Below are 14,678 nucleotides of genomic sequence, written 5' to 3' on the forward strand. Positions count from 1 at the left end.
TGCGCAACCGCACCGCTGTCGTCGTCCCCCCGTCGCGCTACGAGGTGATCCTGGTGTCTTCGGACGCCCGGTGCGGGCTGCGCGGCCCGCACCGGACGTCCGCGACGACGACGTCCTGACTCCCTCCGGCCGGTGGCGACCCACCCGGCCGGAGGGCTCACCACGGCCCGCCCACGGGCCCGTTCGTCCGGACCATCGCGCCGTTCCCTTCCCGGATCACTCCGAAAGGCCCCCGGCCGTGCGTACCGACCGCCACCCGCAGTCCACCAGTCCTCTCACCGCCGTCCGCAACCTGGGCATCCTCGCCCACGTCGACGCCGGCAAGACCACCGTCACCGAACGGATCCTCTACCTGACCGGCAGCACCCACCGGCGCGGTGAGGTCCACGAGGGCACCACCGTCACCGACTTCGACCCCCAGGAGCGCGACCGCGGGATCACCATCTTCGCCGCGGCCGTCAGCTGCGACTGGGCCGGTCACCGGGTCAACCTGATCGACACCCCGGGCCATGTCGACTTCTCCGACGAGGTGGAGCGCTCGCTGCGGGTGCTCGACGGCGCGATCGCCGTGTTCGACGCCGTCGCCGGGGTCGAGCCGCAGAGCGAGTCGGTGTGGCGGCAGGCCGACCGGCACGGCGTCCCGCGGATCGCCTTCGTCAACAAGCTGGACCGGGCCGGCGCCGACCTCGACGCGGCCGTCGCCTCCATCCGGGAACGGCTGCACACCGTCCCGCTGGTGGTGCAGCTGCCGATCGGCGCCGAGGACGGCTTCACCGGTGTGGTGGACCTGCTGCGGATGCGGTCGCTGGTGTGGGCCGACGGGCACGAGGCCGGCGTGGAGGGCGAGGTGCCGGACGACCTGCGCGAGGAGGCGCGGCGGCGCCGGCGCCTGCTGGAGGAAGCCGTGGCCGAGCTCCACCCGGCCGCCCTGGAGGAGTTCTGCCGGCGGTCCGAGCTCTCCACGCCGACCCTGGCCGCCGCCCTGCGCGAGCTCACACTGACCGGTGAGGCGGTGGTGGTGCTCTGCGGTTCGGCGTACCGCAACCGCGGCATCGAGCCGCTGCTGGACGCCGCCGTGGCGTACCTGCCGGCGCCGCCGGACGTCCCGGCGGTCCGCGGCACACCGGTCGGCCCCGGCGGTGGCCACGGCGGCGTCGCTACCGGTGCCGGTGCCGGTGCCGTGCAGGAGCGGGCCGCCGACCCGGCGGCGCCCCTCGCGGCGCTGGTGTTCAAGGTCAGCTCGACCACCACCGGCCGGCTCAGCTACCTGCGGCTCTACTCGGGAACGATGCGCAAGGGAGACACCGTCATGGACGCGGGTGCACGGCGCACCGAGCGGATCGCCCGGATCCTGCGGGTGCAGGCCGACCGGCACGCGGAGGTGGAGCAGGCGGTGGCCGGCGACATCGTCGCGGTGGTCGGGCCGAAGGCCGCCCGGGCCGGGGCGACCCTGTGCGCGCCCTCGGCGCCACTGGTCCTCGAACCGCCCGCCGCGGCCGAGCCGGTGGTCTCGGTGGCGGTCGAGGCCCGGCGGAGCACCGACACCGAACGGCTGGTGTCGGCGCTGGCCCGCCTGGTCGAGGAGGACCCGTCGCTGACCGTGCGCACCGACCGGGAGACCGGTCAGACGCTCCTGTCGGGCATGGGCGAACTGCACCTGGAGGTCGCGGTGGAGAAGATCCGGCGCGCCCTCGGGCTGGAGGTCACCGTCGGCCGGCCGCAGGTGGCCTACCGCGAGACGGTCGCCCGCGGGGTGTCCGGTCTGGTCTACCGGCACGTCAAACAGGACGGCGGCGCGGGCCAGTTCGCCCATGTCGTGCTGGACACGGAACCGCTGGACGCCACCGGCGACCGGGCCGGCCGGCCGGACTTCGAGTTCCGGTCGACCGTGGTCGGCGGGCGGGTGCCGCAGGAGTACGTCCGTGCGGTCGAGGCCGGCTGCCGGGACGCGCTCGCCGAGGGCCCGCTCGGCGGCCACCCGGTGACGGGTGTCCGGGTCACCCTGACCGACGGGGCGACGCACGCCAAGGACTCCTCGGACCTGGCCTTCCGCACGGCGGGCCGGCTCGCCCTGCGGGCCGCGCTGCGGGCCGGCGCGATGCAGCTGCTCGAACCGGTGGTCGAGGTCACCGCGACCGTGCCCGAGGACGCCGTCGGCGGGGTCCTCGGCGACCTCGCCGCCCGTCGCGGCCGGGTGAGCGGCTCCACCGCGCGGGCCGGCTCCGCGGTGGTCACCGCGACCGTGCCGCTGGCCGAGCTGTTCGGCTACGCGACGCGGCTGCGCAGCCGGACCCAGGGCCGGGGCACCTTCACCGCCCGGCCCACCGGCTACGCGCCGGCACCGGCTCCGGCGCCCGCCCGCTGACCGGCCGACCCGGCCGGGCCGCCGCGGGTGGTCCCGGTCCGCACGCCCCCCGCCCGACCGGTTGGTCCGGGCGGGGGGACTCGCCGCCCGTCGCCGCCCGGCCCGCCCGGTCCGGGCCGGTCCGGCCTGCACGATGTGCCGACGGTCCGACAGTCGTGGGAGGCGCGGTGCAGCGGTTCAGGTCCATGTCGTACGCGCTCGCCGGGGGCGCCGCCGCGGCCGTGCTGGCGGGGCTGCTGCCCGCCCCCGCGGGGGCGGCGGCGGCCCCGGCGCGGGTCACCGTCCACGACCCGGCCGGGTACGTCAACGCCTACGTCGGGACGCGGCAGGGCGCCCCGGACTTCGGTCACGGCGGCGGCGCCGGCAACACCTTCCCCGGTGCCACCGCGCCGTTCGGCATGGTGCAGTGGAGCCCGGACACCGTGACGTACCAGCACGGCGGCTACCAGTACGACGACCACCGGATCGCCGGGTTCAGCCTCACCCACATCTCCGGCGCGGGCTGCGGCGACTACGGCACCACGCCGTTCCTGCCGGTGCTGGACGGCACCCCGGTGGACCACGCGGAGTTCCGGCACGAGGACGAGTCGATCGCCCCGGGCTCGTACGCCGTCACCTTCGGCAACGGGCTGCGGACGGAGCTGGCCGCGACCCCTCGCTCCGGCATCGCCCGCTTCACCTACCCCGAGGGCCACACCGCCTCGCTCACCGTCGACGCCGGCCGGGCGTTCAACCGGGCCTCCGGGGCGCTGGCCATCGGCACCGACACCATCTCGGGCTACACCGACAGCGGCGGCTTCTGCGGCACCGGGAACCACTACCGGGTCTACTTCCACGCCGAGTTCGACCGGCCGTTCAGCAGCGCGGGCGTCGTGCGCGCCGGCGGCGTCGACACCGGCCGGCGCAGTGCCGCCGGCGGGAGCGAGGGCGTCGCCCCGCAGCCCGCCCGCCCGGACGGGACCCGACTGCTGAGCCCCTCGGCCGGTGCGGCGGACCGGGCGGAGTCCGGCGCGAAGGCGCTGGTCTCCTTCGACACCACGGCGGGCCGGACGGTCACCGCCCGGGTCGGCGTCTCGTTCACCAGTGCCGCCGGCGCCCTCGCCAACCTCCGTGCGGAGCAGCGTGGTTCGGGTTTCGACCGGGTCAGGTCGGCGGCCCGCGGCAGCTGGAACGACCTGCTCGGCCGGATCGCGGTCGCCGGCGGGACCACCGCGCAGCGCCGGGTGTTCTACACGGCGCTGTACCACGCGATGCTGCACCCGAGCCTGCTCAGCGACACCGACGGCAGCTACCCCGACTTCGACGGAACGGTCCGCACCACGCGGCCCGGCCACGCCCAGTACGCCGACTACTCCGGCTGGGACGTCTACCGCTCGCAGGTCCAGCTGATCGCGCTGCTCGACCCCGCACGCGCCGCCGACATCGCCCAGTCGATCGTCGACCAGGGCGCCACCGCCGGCTACTTCGACCGCTGGACGCTGGCCAACGGCGGCACCGGGGTGATGGTCGGCGACCCGCTGCCGGTCATCGCCGCCACCGTCCACGCCTTCGGCGGGACCGACTTCGACGCCGCCGGGCTGCTCCGCCTCGCCCTGGCCGGCCGCCGGGACGCCCGCGAACGCCCCGGGCACGAGCGCTACGACGCGATCGGCTACGTCCCCACCGACGGTGGCGGGACGTGGGGCTCCGCGTCCACCACCCTGGAGTACACCGGCGCCGACTTCGCCCTCGCCCAACTGGCCGCCCGGATCGGCGAACGCGACACCCACGACCTCCTGATGCACCGCTCCGCGAACTGGCGCAACCTGCTCAACGCCGGCAGCCGCCACCTCCAGCCGCGCCGCAACGACGGGACGTGGCCCGGCTTCCGGCCCGTCCAGCAGAGCGGTTTCGTGGAGGGCAGCGCCGCGCAGTACGCCTTCATGGTCCCGTACAACCACCGCGGTCTCTTCGACGCGATGGGCGGCGACGCGGCCGCCGCCGACCGGCTGGACCAGTTCTTCACCGAGTTCAACGCCGGACCGGACTCCACCCACGCCTACCTCGGCAACGAGCCCTCCTCCAACGTCCCGTGGGCGTACGTCTACGCGGGCCGCCCGTACCGCTCCCAGGACGTCGTCCGGCGGGCGCTGACCACGCTGTTCGCGGACGCCCCCGACGGCGAACCGGGCAACGACGACCTCGGGCAGATGTCCGCGTGGGCGGTCTGGGCCGCCCTCGGCATGTACCCGCAGGCGCCCGGCCGCGCCGAACTGGTGCTGGCCAGCCCGCTGTTCCCCGCCGTCACCGTCCGCCGGGGCAACGGCGCCGTGCTCGACGTCTCGGCGCCGGGCGCCTCCGGGACGGCCCGGTACGTCCGGGCGCTGGAGGTCGACTCCCGGCCGACCCGGCGTCCCTGGCTCGGCGAGCACCTGCTGCGCCGCGGCGGGACGGTCGCCTTCACCCTCGACGAGCAGCCCGACCCCGCCTGGGGCAGCGCACCCGAGGACGCGCCGCCCTCCTTCGACGTCGGCCCCGCCCGCCCGGCCACCGGCCCGATCGGCGCCCCGGGCGGCCGCTGCCTCGGCGCGACGGCACCGGCCGCCGACCATTCCCCCGACCCGATGCCCGTCGGCGTCGGACCGTGCGAACCCGGTGCGGCCGCCCAGCGCTGGACCACCGCCTCCGACGGCACCCTGCGCGCGCTCGGCGGCTGTCTGGAGGCCGGCGGCCCCGCCCTCCGGCTGCGCACCTGCGACGGCACCGGCGCCCAGCAGTGGTGGCCCCACCCGGACGGCTCGCTGCTCCACCAGCCCACCGGCCGCTGCCTCGACGCCGCCGACGGGACGGACGGCGACCCCGGGCCCCGGCTGCGCACCTGCGACGGCACCGACGCGCAACGCTGGACCGTGCCCCGCGCGGCGCACCACCGCTGACCCCCGCCCCCCCGGGGCTGTGACACGGACGCACTTCCATCGCGTTGGAAGAGCATGAGGCAGACGACGGAGCATGACCCGGCACCCGACCGGCCCGTGGACTTCCCGGAGTTCGCGGCCGGGGCGGGGCCACATCTGGTGAGGACGGCGTTCCTGCTCACCGGCGGTGACGCCCATCTGGCCGAGGACCTGGCCCAGGAGACGCTGGGGCGGATGTTCGCCAAGTGGCGGACCGTCTCGCGGTTGGCGAACCCGACCGGATACGCGCGGACCACGCTGGTCAACACCTTCCTGACGCACAAGCGCCGCCGCAGCAGCGGCGAGCACGTCACCGACACCTTCACCGAGACACCGGTCAGCGACACCGACCCGGCGCTGCGGCTGACGCTGCTGCGCGGGCTCGCCCGGCTCTCGCCCCAGGACCGTGCGGTGCTGGTGCTGCGGTACTGGGAGGACCGCAGCGTGGAGGAGACCGCGGTGGTCCTCAAGGTACGGGCGGGCGCGATCCGTACCCGCAGCGGACGGGCGCTGGAGCGCCTGCGGGCCGTACTCGGTACCGAACTCGCAGAACTGGGCGCGAAGTGACGCCGCACCCGTCCGGATCCCAGCCCGAGGAGGGCCCCGCCATGCCGTACGAGGACGATCTCACCGATGCCCTGCGCGGGGCGGCCGACCTGGCCCCGCAGCCGCACCTGCCCGCGTTCGTCGCCGGCGCCGCCGCCCGCGGCCGGGCGATCCGCCGGCGCCGGCGCGTCGCCGTGTCGGCCGCGTCCACGGCGGTGGCGCTGTTCGCGCTGACCGCCGTCGCCGTGTTCCCCCGGGGCGGCACCGCGCCCGCCGCCGACCAGCGCGTGTCCCGTGCCTTCATGGAGCGGACCGTTCGCGCGCTGCTGCCGTCCGGCACGGTGTCCGACGTCCACGCCGCCGGTCTGGGAGAGGCGGGGCGGCCGGGGGTGGGCCCCGGGGTCGCCCTCGTGTTCGACGACGGACACGGCCCCACCCGGCTCACCCTGAGCACCGAACGGATGGCCCTGCCGATCGACGCGGACACCCCGGGCGCCGAATGCGTGACGGGGGACCAGCCCGGTGAGTGCGAGCGCACGGTCCGCCCGGACGGGACGATCGTCCTGGTGAAGCAGGCCACCGAGCGCCAGGAGCAGCCCGGCCGCACCTGGACGGCGTTCGCCACCGGACCGGACGGACGCCGGATCCGCCTGGACGCGACCGTCCGCGGTCCGGTGCCGGAGGCCGGCGGCACGGGCGTGTCGATCACCGTGCCCCAGATGGTCGACGTCGTCACCAGCAGCGCCTGGGGGCCGGTGTTCGAGGCCCTGGTCACCCCGCAGTACCCCAAGACCGCCTTCTCCGGGCTCCCGGCGGACCGGATCGCCGGGACCGCCGTGACCCTGCTGCCTGCGGGTGTGACCGCCGCGGTCCCCGAGGGCCGGTTCGGCAACGGCCAGTCGCAGCTGACCCTGACCGGCGCCGGCCGTACGGCCCTGCTCACCCTCACCGCCCAGCGCGACGGCGTGATCACCCGTGAGGCCTTCGAGTCGGGCGTCGACCCCGGCTCCCTCGTCCGCACCGCCGACGGGACCTCGGTCGTCACGCGTGAGGTCCGGGGGGACTCCGACGAGAGCCTCCCGGTGCTCTCGTGGGCCGTCGAGGCGCTGCACCCGGACGGCACCCGGGTGAGCGTCGTCCAGACCGCGCCCGGTGTCTGGCCGGACGTCCCGCCGCTGCCCGGACGGGAGGTACTGACCAAGGAGCAGCTGGTGACCCTCGCGGCATCGCCGAGTTGGCGGGGGTGACGCCCGCCGGGCGGGCCGGGCGGACGAGCACGGTGAGCCCGGATGCGGCCGGGGGATGCGGACCGGGCGCGGGGGCGTGATCATGGACAGACGCCGGCGGTGAGCGTCACGAGGGAGAGCGGCACGGTGCACAGCCAGGCACCCGGGGGCGACGACCGGGCGCAGGCCCCGGCCCCAGCGGCCGACAGCGCCACGGAACTGCTGCTCGGCGCCCTGGACCACGTCCCGGCGGCCGTCGCCGTCGCCGATCACCGGCTGCGCTGGCAGTACGCCAACCCCGCGTTCGAGCGGGCCACCGGGCTGCGCTCCCGCGACCTGCTGGGCCACCCGGTGGAGGAGACCGCGCTGGCGGGAGCGGCGCCCGTCCTCGCCCAGGTCCTGGCGGGGCTCCCCGACCCGTCCGCCGAGGGCACCACCGGCCTCCTGCGGCCGGGCGGCGCGGCGGCGGCCCTCCGCCTGCGGTGCCGGCGGGTCACCGTACCCGGCGGAACGGCCGGTGTGGTCGCCGTCGTCGTCCCGGCGGACGGAACCGGCACCGACCCGGAGGAGGGCGCCGCCGCGCGCCTCGCCCTGATCGAGGCCGCCTCCGACGAGATCGGAACCACCCTCGACACCGACCGGACGGGTTCGGAACTGGCCCGGTTCGTCCTCGCCCGGAATCTCGCCGACCTCGCCGCGGTCGACCTGCTCCCGACGGACCACACCGCGCACATCGGCGACCGGGTCCGCCTGCACCGCGCCGCCCTGGCCGCCCGTCCCGACGGGGACGGCGACCTCTCGGCGCTCGCCCAGCCCGGCCGGGGCGTCCGGTACGCCCGCGACTCCGCCGTCGTCGCGGCCCTCGGCACCGGCCGGGCCACCGACCTCGACCTGTCCGGCGACGCCGGCGCGTCCGCGGGCCCGGAGGGCTTCCGGGCGGCCGGCGCCGGCGTCCTGTTGGTGGTCCCGCTGGTCGCGCGCGGCCGCACCATCGGTGTCCTGCTCCTCGCCCGCCGGCCCGGCCCGCACGCCCGCTTCACCGGGGACGACCGCGCACTCGTCGGCGACCTCGCCCGCCACGCGGCACTCGCCCTCGACAACGCGCAGCACTACACCCGCTCCCAGCACGTCGCCCTCGACCTGCAACGCGCCCTGCTCTCCGAGCCGGCCAGGCCGCACCCCAACCTGGAACTCGCCACCCGCTACCTGCCGTCGGGCAGCACCTCGGTGGTCGGCGGCGACTGGTACGAGACCGTGCGACTGCCGTTCGGCCGCACCCTGCTGGTCATCGGCGACGTCATGGGGCACGGGGTGGAGGCCGCGGTCGACATGAGCACCTACCGCTCGATGCTGCGCTACACCGCCGGAATGGACCTGCCACCGCACCGCATCCTGCGCCAGCTCGACACCGTCATCACCGAGGACGAGTCCGCCCGCCCCGCCACCTGCCTGCTCGCCCTCGCCGACCCGGCCCGCGGCCGCTGGACCCTCGCGAGCGCCGGCCACCTCCCGCCCGCCCTCATCACCCCGGGCCGGCCCACCGAACTCGTCCGCGTCCCCACCGGCCCGCCGCTGGGCACCGGACTCGCCGACTACGAACAGGCCGCTCTCCCCCTCACCCCCGGCCAGACCCTGCTGCTCTACACCGATGGCCTGGTCGAACGCCGCGGCGAGGACATCGACGTCTCGCTCGCCCGGCTCGCCGGCCTCCCGCTGCCCGCCTCCGGCGGTCTGGAGGACCTCCTCGACACCGTCCTCGAACGCCTCGCCGACCAGCCCGCCGACGACGACACCGCCCTGCTCGCCGCCCGGCCCCGCACCCGCTGAACTCCCGTGCGCACCAAAGGCGACAGAACGCACTCGGGGCGGCGCGGGCCGGGGTAGCGTCGGACCGTCGAGGTCGCCGGACGGGCGGCCGGAGAACCTCTGTCGCCCGAGGACCCGGCCCCGCTTCCCGGCCACCGCCGCGCACACCGATCACGCCCTCAACTGCGAAGCGCCACCTCAGGAGCCGACGTATGGATGACGACCTCCACCTGGTCAGCGACGGCGACGGCCTGGCGGTCATCGGGAGCCCGACGGCCGTCGACCGCTTCCTCGTCTCCGAAGGACTGCCGTCGAAGGACCTCGGGCTGCCCCGGCTCGGGTCCGCCCTCGGTGCCGTGTCCGGAGCCGCGCAGGCGGCCTCCGCAATCGCGGCCGACTCGGGTCGCTGGGTGAAGCTGACCGGGGAGTCGGCGCAGGCCCTCAAGAAGTACGGGCTGATGAAGGGTTCGAGCGAGGGCGTCAGCCGCGCCGTGCTGACGGAGAACGGCAGGATCAAGGGACTCCTCGAACTGGCGAGGTCACCCGGATCGTTCCTCAGCAACCCGGCCCATCTGGCCGGTGCCGCCGGGCTCATGGCGCAGCTCGCGATGCAGCAGACCATGGACGAGATCACCGACTACCTCGCCGCGATCGACGAGAAGGTCGACGACGTGCTGCGCGCCCAGACGGACGCGGTACTGGCCGACATGATCGGCGCGGGCGTCGTCATCGAGGAGGCCATGGCCGTCCGGGAGCAGGTGGGTCGGGTCTCCGAGATCACCTGGTCGAAGGTGCAGGCCCTGTCGATGACGGTCGTGCGGACCCAGGTCTACGCCCTTCGCCGACTCGACGCGCTCGCGGAGAAGATGGAGGGCAGGACCAAGGTCGGTGATCTCGCGAAGGTGTTCAAGGACGCGGAGACCACCGTGCGGGAGTGGCTCGCCGTCCTGGCCCGCTGCCTCCAACTGCACGACGCCGTCGCCGTCCTCGAACTCGACCGCGTGCTCGACGCGGCCCCCGACGAGCTGGACCGGCATCGCCTCGGACTGCGGGCCGCCCGACGCAACCGGATGGAACTCGTCGCACGGAGCACCGAACGGCTGATGGCCCGCATGGACGCGGCCGTCGGCACGGCCAACACCAAGGTGCTGCTGCACCCGGCCGCCTCACCGGCCGTGGTGCAGTCGAGCAACCAGGTCGCGATCGCCGTCGTCGACTTCCACGAGCGGCTCGGCATCGAGCACGCCCGACGGTCGTCGGACGCCCGACGATGGGTGGACGCGGCCGCGGAGGCCAGGGACAAGGTGCTCGAAACCGGAGCGGAGGGCGTCGACGCCGCCCGGCGCCTCGGCAGCGAAACCCTCGACCGGGCCAGATCGGTGACGGGCAGGATCTCCGGCGGGATCGCCGGACGAGTGCTCCGCCGCCGCGGCGACGACGAGGGCCACGACACGCAGGACTGACCCGCCCGCACCGGCACACCGGCGGCGGATTCGAGCCCCCCGCACCCCCGACCACGGGCACGCCGGCCCCGACGGGCCCGGTGCGACATCACGTGGCGGCGAAGCACGCCGATGCGACAGCACCGACGCCCGCCACCACGACCTCGCCCGGCTGCTCCGGCGCCTGGAACTGGCACCGGTGATCGAGCTGCCGGCCGGAGACGTGGAGCCGTGCAAGCGGGCCACGGGGGTCCTGGCGCTGCCATGGCGGGACGAACTGCTCGACGGGCGACCGGCCCCGGGCGCACGCCCGTCCAACGGAGGCCGCGACCGACCGTGACCGGGAGCTACCGCGCTTTTGGCACCGCTCCGTGGATGCTCGTGATCGTCGCCGCCGTGTCGAACCCGAGCACCGGGTCCGGCCGGCCGGAGAGCAGGCTGTCGTAGAGCGGGCTGTAGTGGGCCACCTTCCGGGGAGTCCGGCCGTCGGTGCCGAAGGTCGCCAGCAGGTCGTCGCCTCGGGCCGCGAATCCGGTCATAGCGGTGTGGTCGATCCAGACCTCCACTCCCGAACGGCCGAACACCAGGCTGCTCTCCTTGCTGCTGGAACCGGTCAGCCAGCTGCTGCGCAGCCGGGCCGTGCCCACCTCGCCCCGGGAGCGGAAGTCCACGGTGCACCACGCACTCGCGCCACTGTCCGTCTCCCGTGCGGAGGTGAGTCCGGTGAGGTCGACGAAGCGGGTGAGCATGCTGAGCTGGTTCACCCCTGAGTCCATCCAGCTGGACACGTACGACGCGAAGGCCTCGGGCCCGCGCAGGACGTAGGGGTCGTAGAACGCCGAGGTGACGGCCGTGACCGGCCCCCAGTCGGGGTGGGAGGCGAGCAGTTCCGCCGCCCAGTCGACCTCGGGCGAGAAGGCGAAGTGGTGAGCGGTGAACACTCGGCCGCGCACATCGGCCTTTCCTTCCAGTTCGCGCAGCTCGGCGAGGGCGGCGCAATCGTGCACGAGCGGCTTCTCCACCAACAGCCGGGCCGTGGAGCGGAGCAGGGCCAGGGACGTCAGCTCGGCGTGCGTCTCCGTCGGAGTGGCGAGGACCACCAAGTCGGGTCGATGCTCGTCGAGGGCCCGGTCCAGGTCGCCGTGGTGGGCCGGGGTCGAGCCCCGGAACTCCACCGGCGCCACGCGCCCGGGGTCGACGGTGAACTCCAGCCGTACGTCAGGACGTTCGGCGAGGACGGCGAGGTGGGTCTCGGCGATGACTCCGAGCCCGACCAGGCCGACTCGTACCGGGTTGGTCATGCGCGCTCTTCCCCTCGTCCGGTTCGCCCTCGCGGCCCGGGGCTCCGGGTCCTCATCGTCGCGTGGACACCTCAGCCCACCGCCCCAACGACACGGCCGGACCGTCCACCCAATCGACCCGCAGGTCGTGCTCCGTCGCCTCGGGCACGCCGTCGATCCAGCTGGTGACGATCGGCACCCAGTAGGTGTTCCCGCCCGACCTGCGCGTACGCGCGTCGAGTTCGGCCCGCGTGCGGCGGGCGCCGTCGTGGTCACCACCGAGCACGCCGAGCAGGATCTGGGCCACGTCGGCCAGGTTGTGGCCGCCGCGGTAGCCGATGCCGTCCGCCAACTCCCGGGTACCCCGGACCGCCTCACCGGCCGCCCCTGCCTCGCCCGCCACCCCGAGCGCGACCGCCTCGGCGGAACGGATCTTGACCAGCTCGACGGGGTTCGGCACCAGGTCGAGCAGGTCACGCGCCCGGGCGGCCGCGTCCGCGACCACCGCGGTGTCGCCGGACCAGCACGCGGTCTGCGCCAGGTTGGTTAGCGCCTTCGCCTCCGCGGCTGCCAGGCCCTCGCGGCGGGCCAGGTCGATCGCCTGCCCGTAGACGGCGGCCGCCTCGTCGAAGCGGGCGTTCACCCGCCAGATGTGCCCGATCAACCGGAGCCGTTCGCCCTCGTCCTCCGGCCCGCGGCTGCGCTGCTCCCGCAGCGAACCGAGAGCCGTTCCGAACCGTCCGTTGAGGTAGTCGAAGTCGCAGAGCCAGTACCGGGCCGCCGTATCGAACTCGCCACCCACCAGCGCACGGTAGATCTGCGCAGCCTCGGTGTAGTCACCGTGGTTGCGCAGTGCGTGGGCGAGGTGGATCTGCACCAGTTGCGCTGTCGCGCTGCCCGGCCGTACGCCCTCGCCCGCGGTGCCGAGCAACTCGACCGCGTCTGCCGCACGGCCGGTACGGCGCAGCTGGACACCCCGTATGGCGGCGACGACGGCCCGGTACTCAGGTGCCGCGGCCCGTTCGGCACTGAGCCCGGTGCCGAGCTCCGTCCACTGTCCGGCTTCGACGAGGCGCTGCGTGGCGCGTGCCATCCAGTCTTGGAAGACCCCGTGCGCCGCCGAGAGCTTCAGGCCGGATTCGAGTGCCTGGGCGACGGTGACCCGACCGGCGGACGGCCCGAGGCGCTCGCCGAGCCAGGCGAGCAGCCGGGCCGCGACCTCGCTGCGGTCGCGGTCGGACCAACCGTCCGGGAGTGTCCGGTCCGCCTCGCCGATGGCGTGGCGCAGCGCCGCGTGCAGGGCGTACGGCAGCACGTAGGCGTCGTCATGCGTCAGGAAGGGCCGGCGCAGGAACCTGACCACGCTGCCGTCCGAAACGTTGGGCTGCCCGGCCCGCAGCAGGTCTGCTCCGACCCGGTCGGTGAGTGCCGCGGTACGGACGAGGTCGCGCTCCTCCCGTGGCAGGTCGCGGATCGAACGGGTGGCCACCGCGGTGAACGAGCCGCCGAAGTCCGCCGCCGACGGCTGCCCGCCGCGGGCGAGGAGTGCGGCGAAGTGCGACACCGACAGGTCCAGGTACAGCGGAAGTCCCTGGCCCCCGGCGATGATCCGCCGACGGACCTCGGCCGGCATGGCGGGCTCGTCGTCGCGGACGAGCGCCTCACTGAGATAGCTCTCCGCGTCGGAGTCCGAGAGGTAGCCGACCAGGTGCTGGCGCGGTTCGAGGCTGTCGTTGCTGAAGTGCAGGTTGGGCCAGTACTGGGGGCCGGCATAGTCCAGCTCCCCGCCGACCCCGGTGTCGGCCCAGTCGATGCGGTTGCGGCCGGTGATCACGAACAGCACGTTGGGCATCAGGTAGACGCACCGCTGGATCAGGCGCTCAACCGCGCGGTCGGTATGGCCGTTCACCACCTCGAAGGTGTCGAGGAACACGCACACCGTCGGTCGCCGGGCTGTCCGGCCGCGGCGAGGCTGACGCTCCAGATCCCAGGCGAGTAGGTATGGAAAGTAGGAGAGTGTCTCGTAGTCGGCGTCGGCCTCGATCAGTTCGGCGAACAGCTCGCAGTCCGCCAGCAGCCGCCCCTCACGTACCCGGTCCCGGACCGCGCGGTAGGTGGCCAGGGCCGCGCGGTGCGCCAGCCCGGTCAAACCGCCGAGCCCCCCTGGGTCGACGTCCCGTACGGTCTCGGCGATCTGATCGCCGAGACGGACACTGCGGGAGGCGCGACGCAGGGCCGGTGAGGCGTCGAGGAAGTCCTGGAGGGCTTCCCCGGGATGCGCGCGGGCCCAGTACGAGGCGAGGGCCAGGTCGAAGGCGGGCCAACGGCTTCCCAACTGTCCCAGCCCGGCCCGCAGGCGCAGCAGCAGGCTCTCGATGTCGCAGGCGCCGTCCTCGGAGAGGTCGACCCGCACGGTCACGGCGTCGTCGCGGTCCTCGTCGGCGGCATCGGCGAGCAGCCGGCGCTCCAGCTCGTGGGAGAGCGTGGTCTTGCCTATGCCGCCGACCCCGTAGAGCGTCAGAACGTTGCGGCGACCCTGCGCCCGGTCGACGACCGGCGAGACCTCGGCCTCGTCCAACGTCCGGCGCAGGCCGTCCACCGACCGGTTGAAGGCCGCTACCTCGTCGACCCGGTTGGTGAAGACCTGTTGTGCCGTGACGGTGGACGACAGCCCGCTCATGAACGCGGCCCGCAGGTTCACCCGTGCCATCCTGCCCCTTTCTCCACACCGCCCCGGAGGTGCCCCATGCGCGTCACCCGAGGGAGGCCAATATCTGACATCCTGTCAGGTTTCGGCGGGATGCCACAAGGAGCTCGGGAGGTATACGCACCTTTCCTCGGGCGCGGACACCCGCCAGCGCCAGTCCGAAAGCATCTCGTCCCTCGCCGACCGAGCCGGCCGTCGGCTCCCCGCTCGTGGATGGTGTGGGTCAGCGTGTCCTGCCCCTTGGTTTGAGGGGCAGTTGGGGCAGGGTGGGGGCGGGGAGTCGGTGGCCGTCGTAGCCGTGGACGTCGCCGAAGCGGTGGCCGGTCGTCCAGGCGTCGCGGGCCTGGGCGATTTCGTCGTGGGTGCGGCCGAT

General features: G+C 74.5%; 8 protein-coding genes. 6 read left to right on the forward strand and 2 right to left on the reverse strand.

Translation table 11 applies throughout. The features are described from left to right. Window positions 1–238 precede the first annotated feature (238 nt). From fusA to ACIOFR_RS34000, 6 genes are all read left to right on the forward strand, one after another. A complete protein-coding gene (fusA, locus tag ACIOFR_RS33975; RefSeq protein ID WP_401003298.1) occupies window positions 239–2,365 on the forward strand; it encodes an elongation factor G in 2,127 nt (708 codons plus the stop codon). 167 nt (window positions 2,366–2,532) lie between these two features. After that, window positions 2,533–5,280, forward strand: coding sequence for a GH92 family glycosyl hydrolase (locus ACIOFR_RS33980; protein ID WP_401003300.1), 2,748 nt, complete (start codon window positions 2,533–2,535; stop codon window positions 5,278–5,280). Between the two features lie 54 nt (window positions 5,281–5,334). Next, on the forward strand, window positions 5,335–5,865 hold the full coding sequence (locus ACIOFR_RS33985; RefSeq protein ID WP_401003302.1) for a SigE family RNA polymerase sigma factor: 531 nt from the start codon (window positions 5,335–5,337) through the stop codon (window positions 5,863–5,865). A 41-nt stretch (window positions 5,866–5,906) separates the two neighbouring features. Next, a complete protein-coding gene (locus tag ACIOFR_RS33990; protein ID WP_401003303.1) occupies window positions 5,907–7,091 on the forward strand; it encodes a hypothetical protein in 1,185 nt (394 codons plus the stop codon). A gap of 99 nt (window positions 7,092–7,190) precedes the next feature. Further along, the gene (locus ACIOFR_RS33995) at window positions 7,191–8,897 is read left to right on the forward strand and encodes a SpoIIE family protein phosphatase (protein WP_401003305.1); all 1,707 of its coding nucleotides are present in this window, start codon (window positions 7,191–7,193) and stop codon (window positions 8,895–8,897) included. Between the two features lie 191 nt (window positions 8,898–9,088). Then, window positions 9,089–10,339, forward strand: coding sequence for a hypothetical protein (locus tag ACIOFR_RS34000; RefSeq protein WP_401003307.1), 1,251 nt, complete (start codon window positions 9,089–9,091; stop codon window positions 10,337–10,339). Window positions 10,340–10,665: 326 nt separating this feature from the next. On the opposite strand, the gene ACIOFR_RS34005 is transcribed toward ACIOFR_RS34000, so the two are convergent. Further along, window positions 10,666–11,619, reverse strand: coding sequence for a Gfo/Idh/MocA family protein (locus tag ACIOFR_RS34005; RefSeq protein ID WP_401003309.1), 954 nt, complete (start codon window positions 11,617–11,619; stop codon window positions 10,666–10,668). Window positions 11,620–11,671: 52 nt separating this feature from the next. Beyond that, a complete protein-coding gene (locus ACIOFR_RS34010) occupies window positions 11,672–14,308 on the reverse strand; it encodes a hypothetical protein (protein WP_401003311.1) in 2,637 nt (878 codons plus the stop codon). Window positions 14,309–14,678: the final 370 nt, after the last annotated feature.

It is taken from the genome of Kitasatospora sp. NPDC088346, from assembly GCF_044740765.1.
In the GTDB taxonomy this organism is placed as follows: domain Bacteria; phylum Actinomycetota; class Actinomycetes; order Streptomycetales; family Streptomycetaceae; genus Kitasatospora.

Coding starts and splice junctions, on each gene's coding strand:
- ACIOFR_RS34010 (WP_401003311.1), bottom strand. CDS start 14,308: ATGGCACGGGTGAACCTGCGGGCCGCGTTCATGAGCGGGCTGTCGTCC.
- ACIOFR_RS34000 (WP_401003307.1), top strand. CDS start 9,089: ATGGATGACGACCTCCACCTGGTCAGCGACGGCGACGGCCTGGCGGTC.
- ACIOFR_RS34005 (WP_401003309.1), bottom strand. CDS start 11,619: ATGACCAACCCGGTACGAGTCGGCCTGGTCGGGCTCGGAGTCATCGCC.
- ACIOFR_RS33985 (WP_401003302.1), top strand. CDS start 5,335: ATGAGGCAGACGACGGAGCATGACCCGGCACCCGACCGGCCCGTGGAC.
- ACIOFR_RS33990 (WP_401003303.1), top strand. CDS start 5,907: ATGCCGTACGAGGACGATCTCACCGATGCCCTGCGCGGGGCGGCCGAC.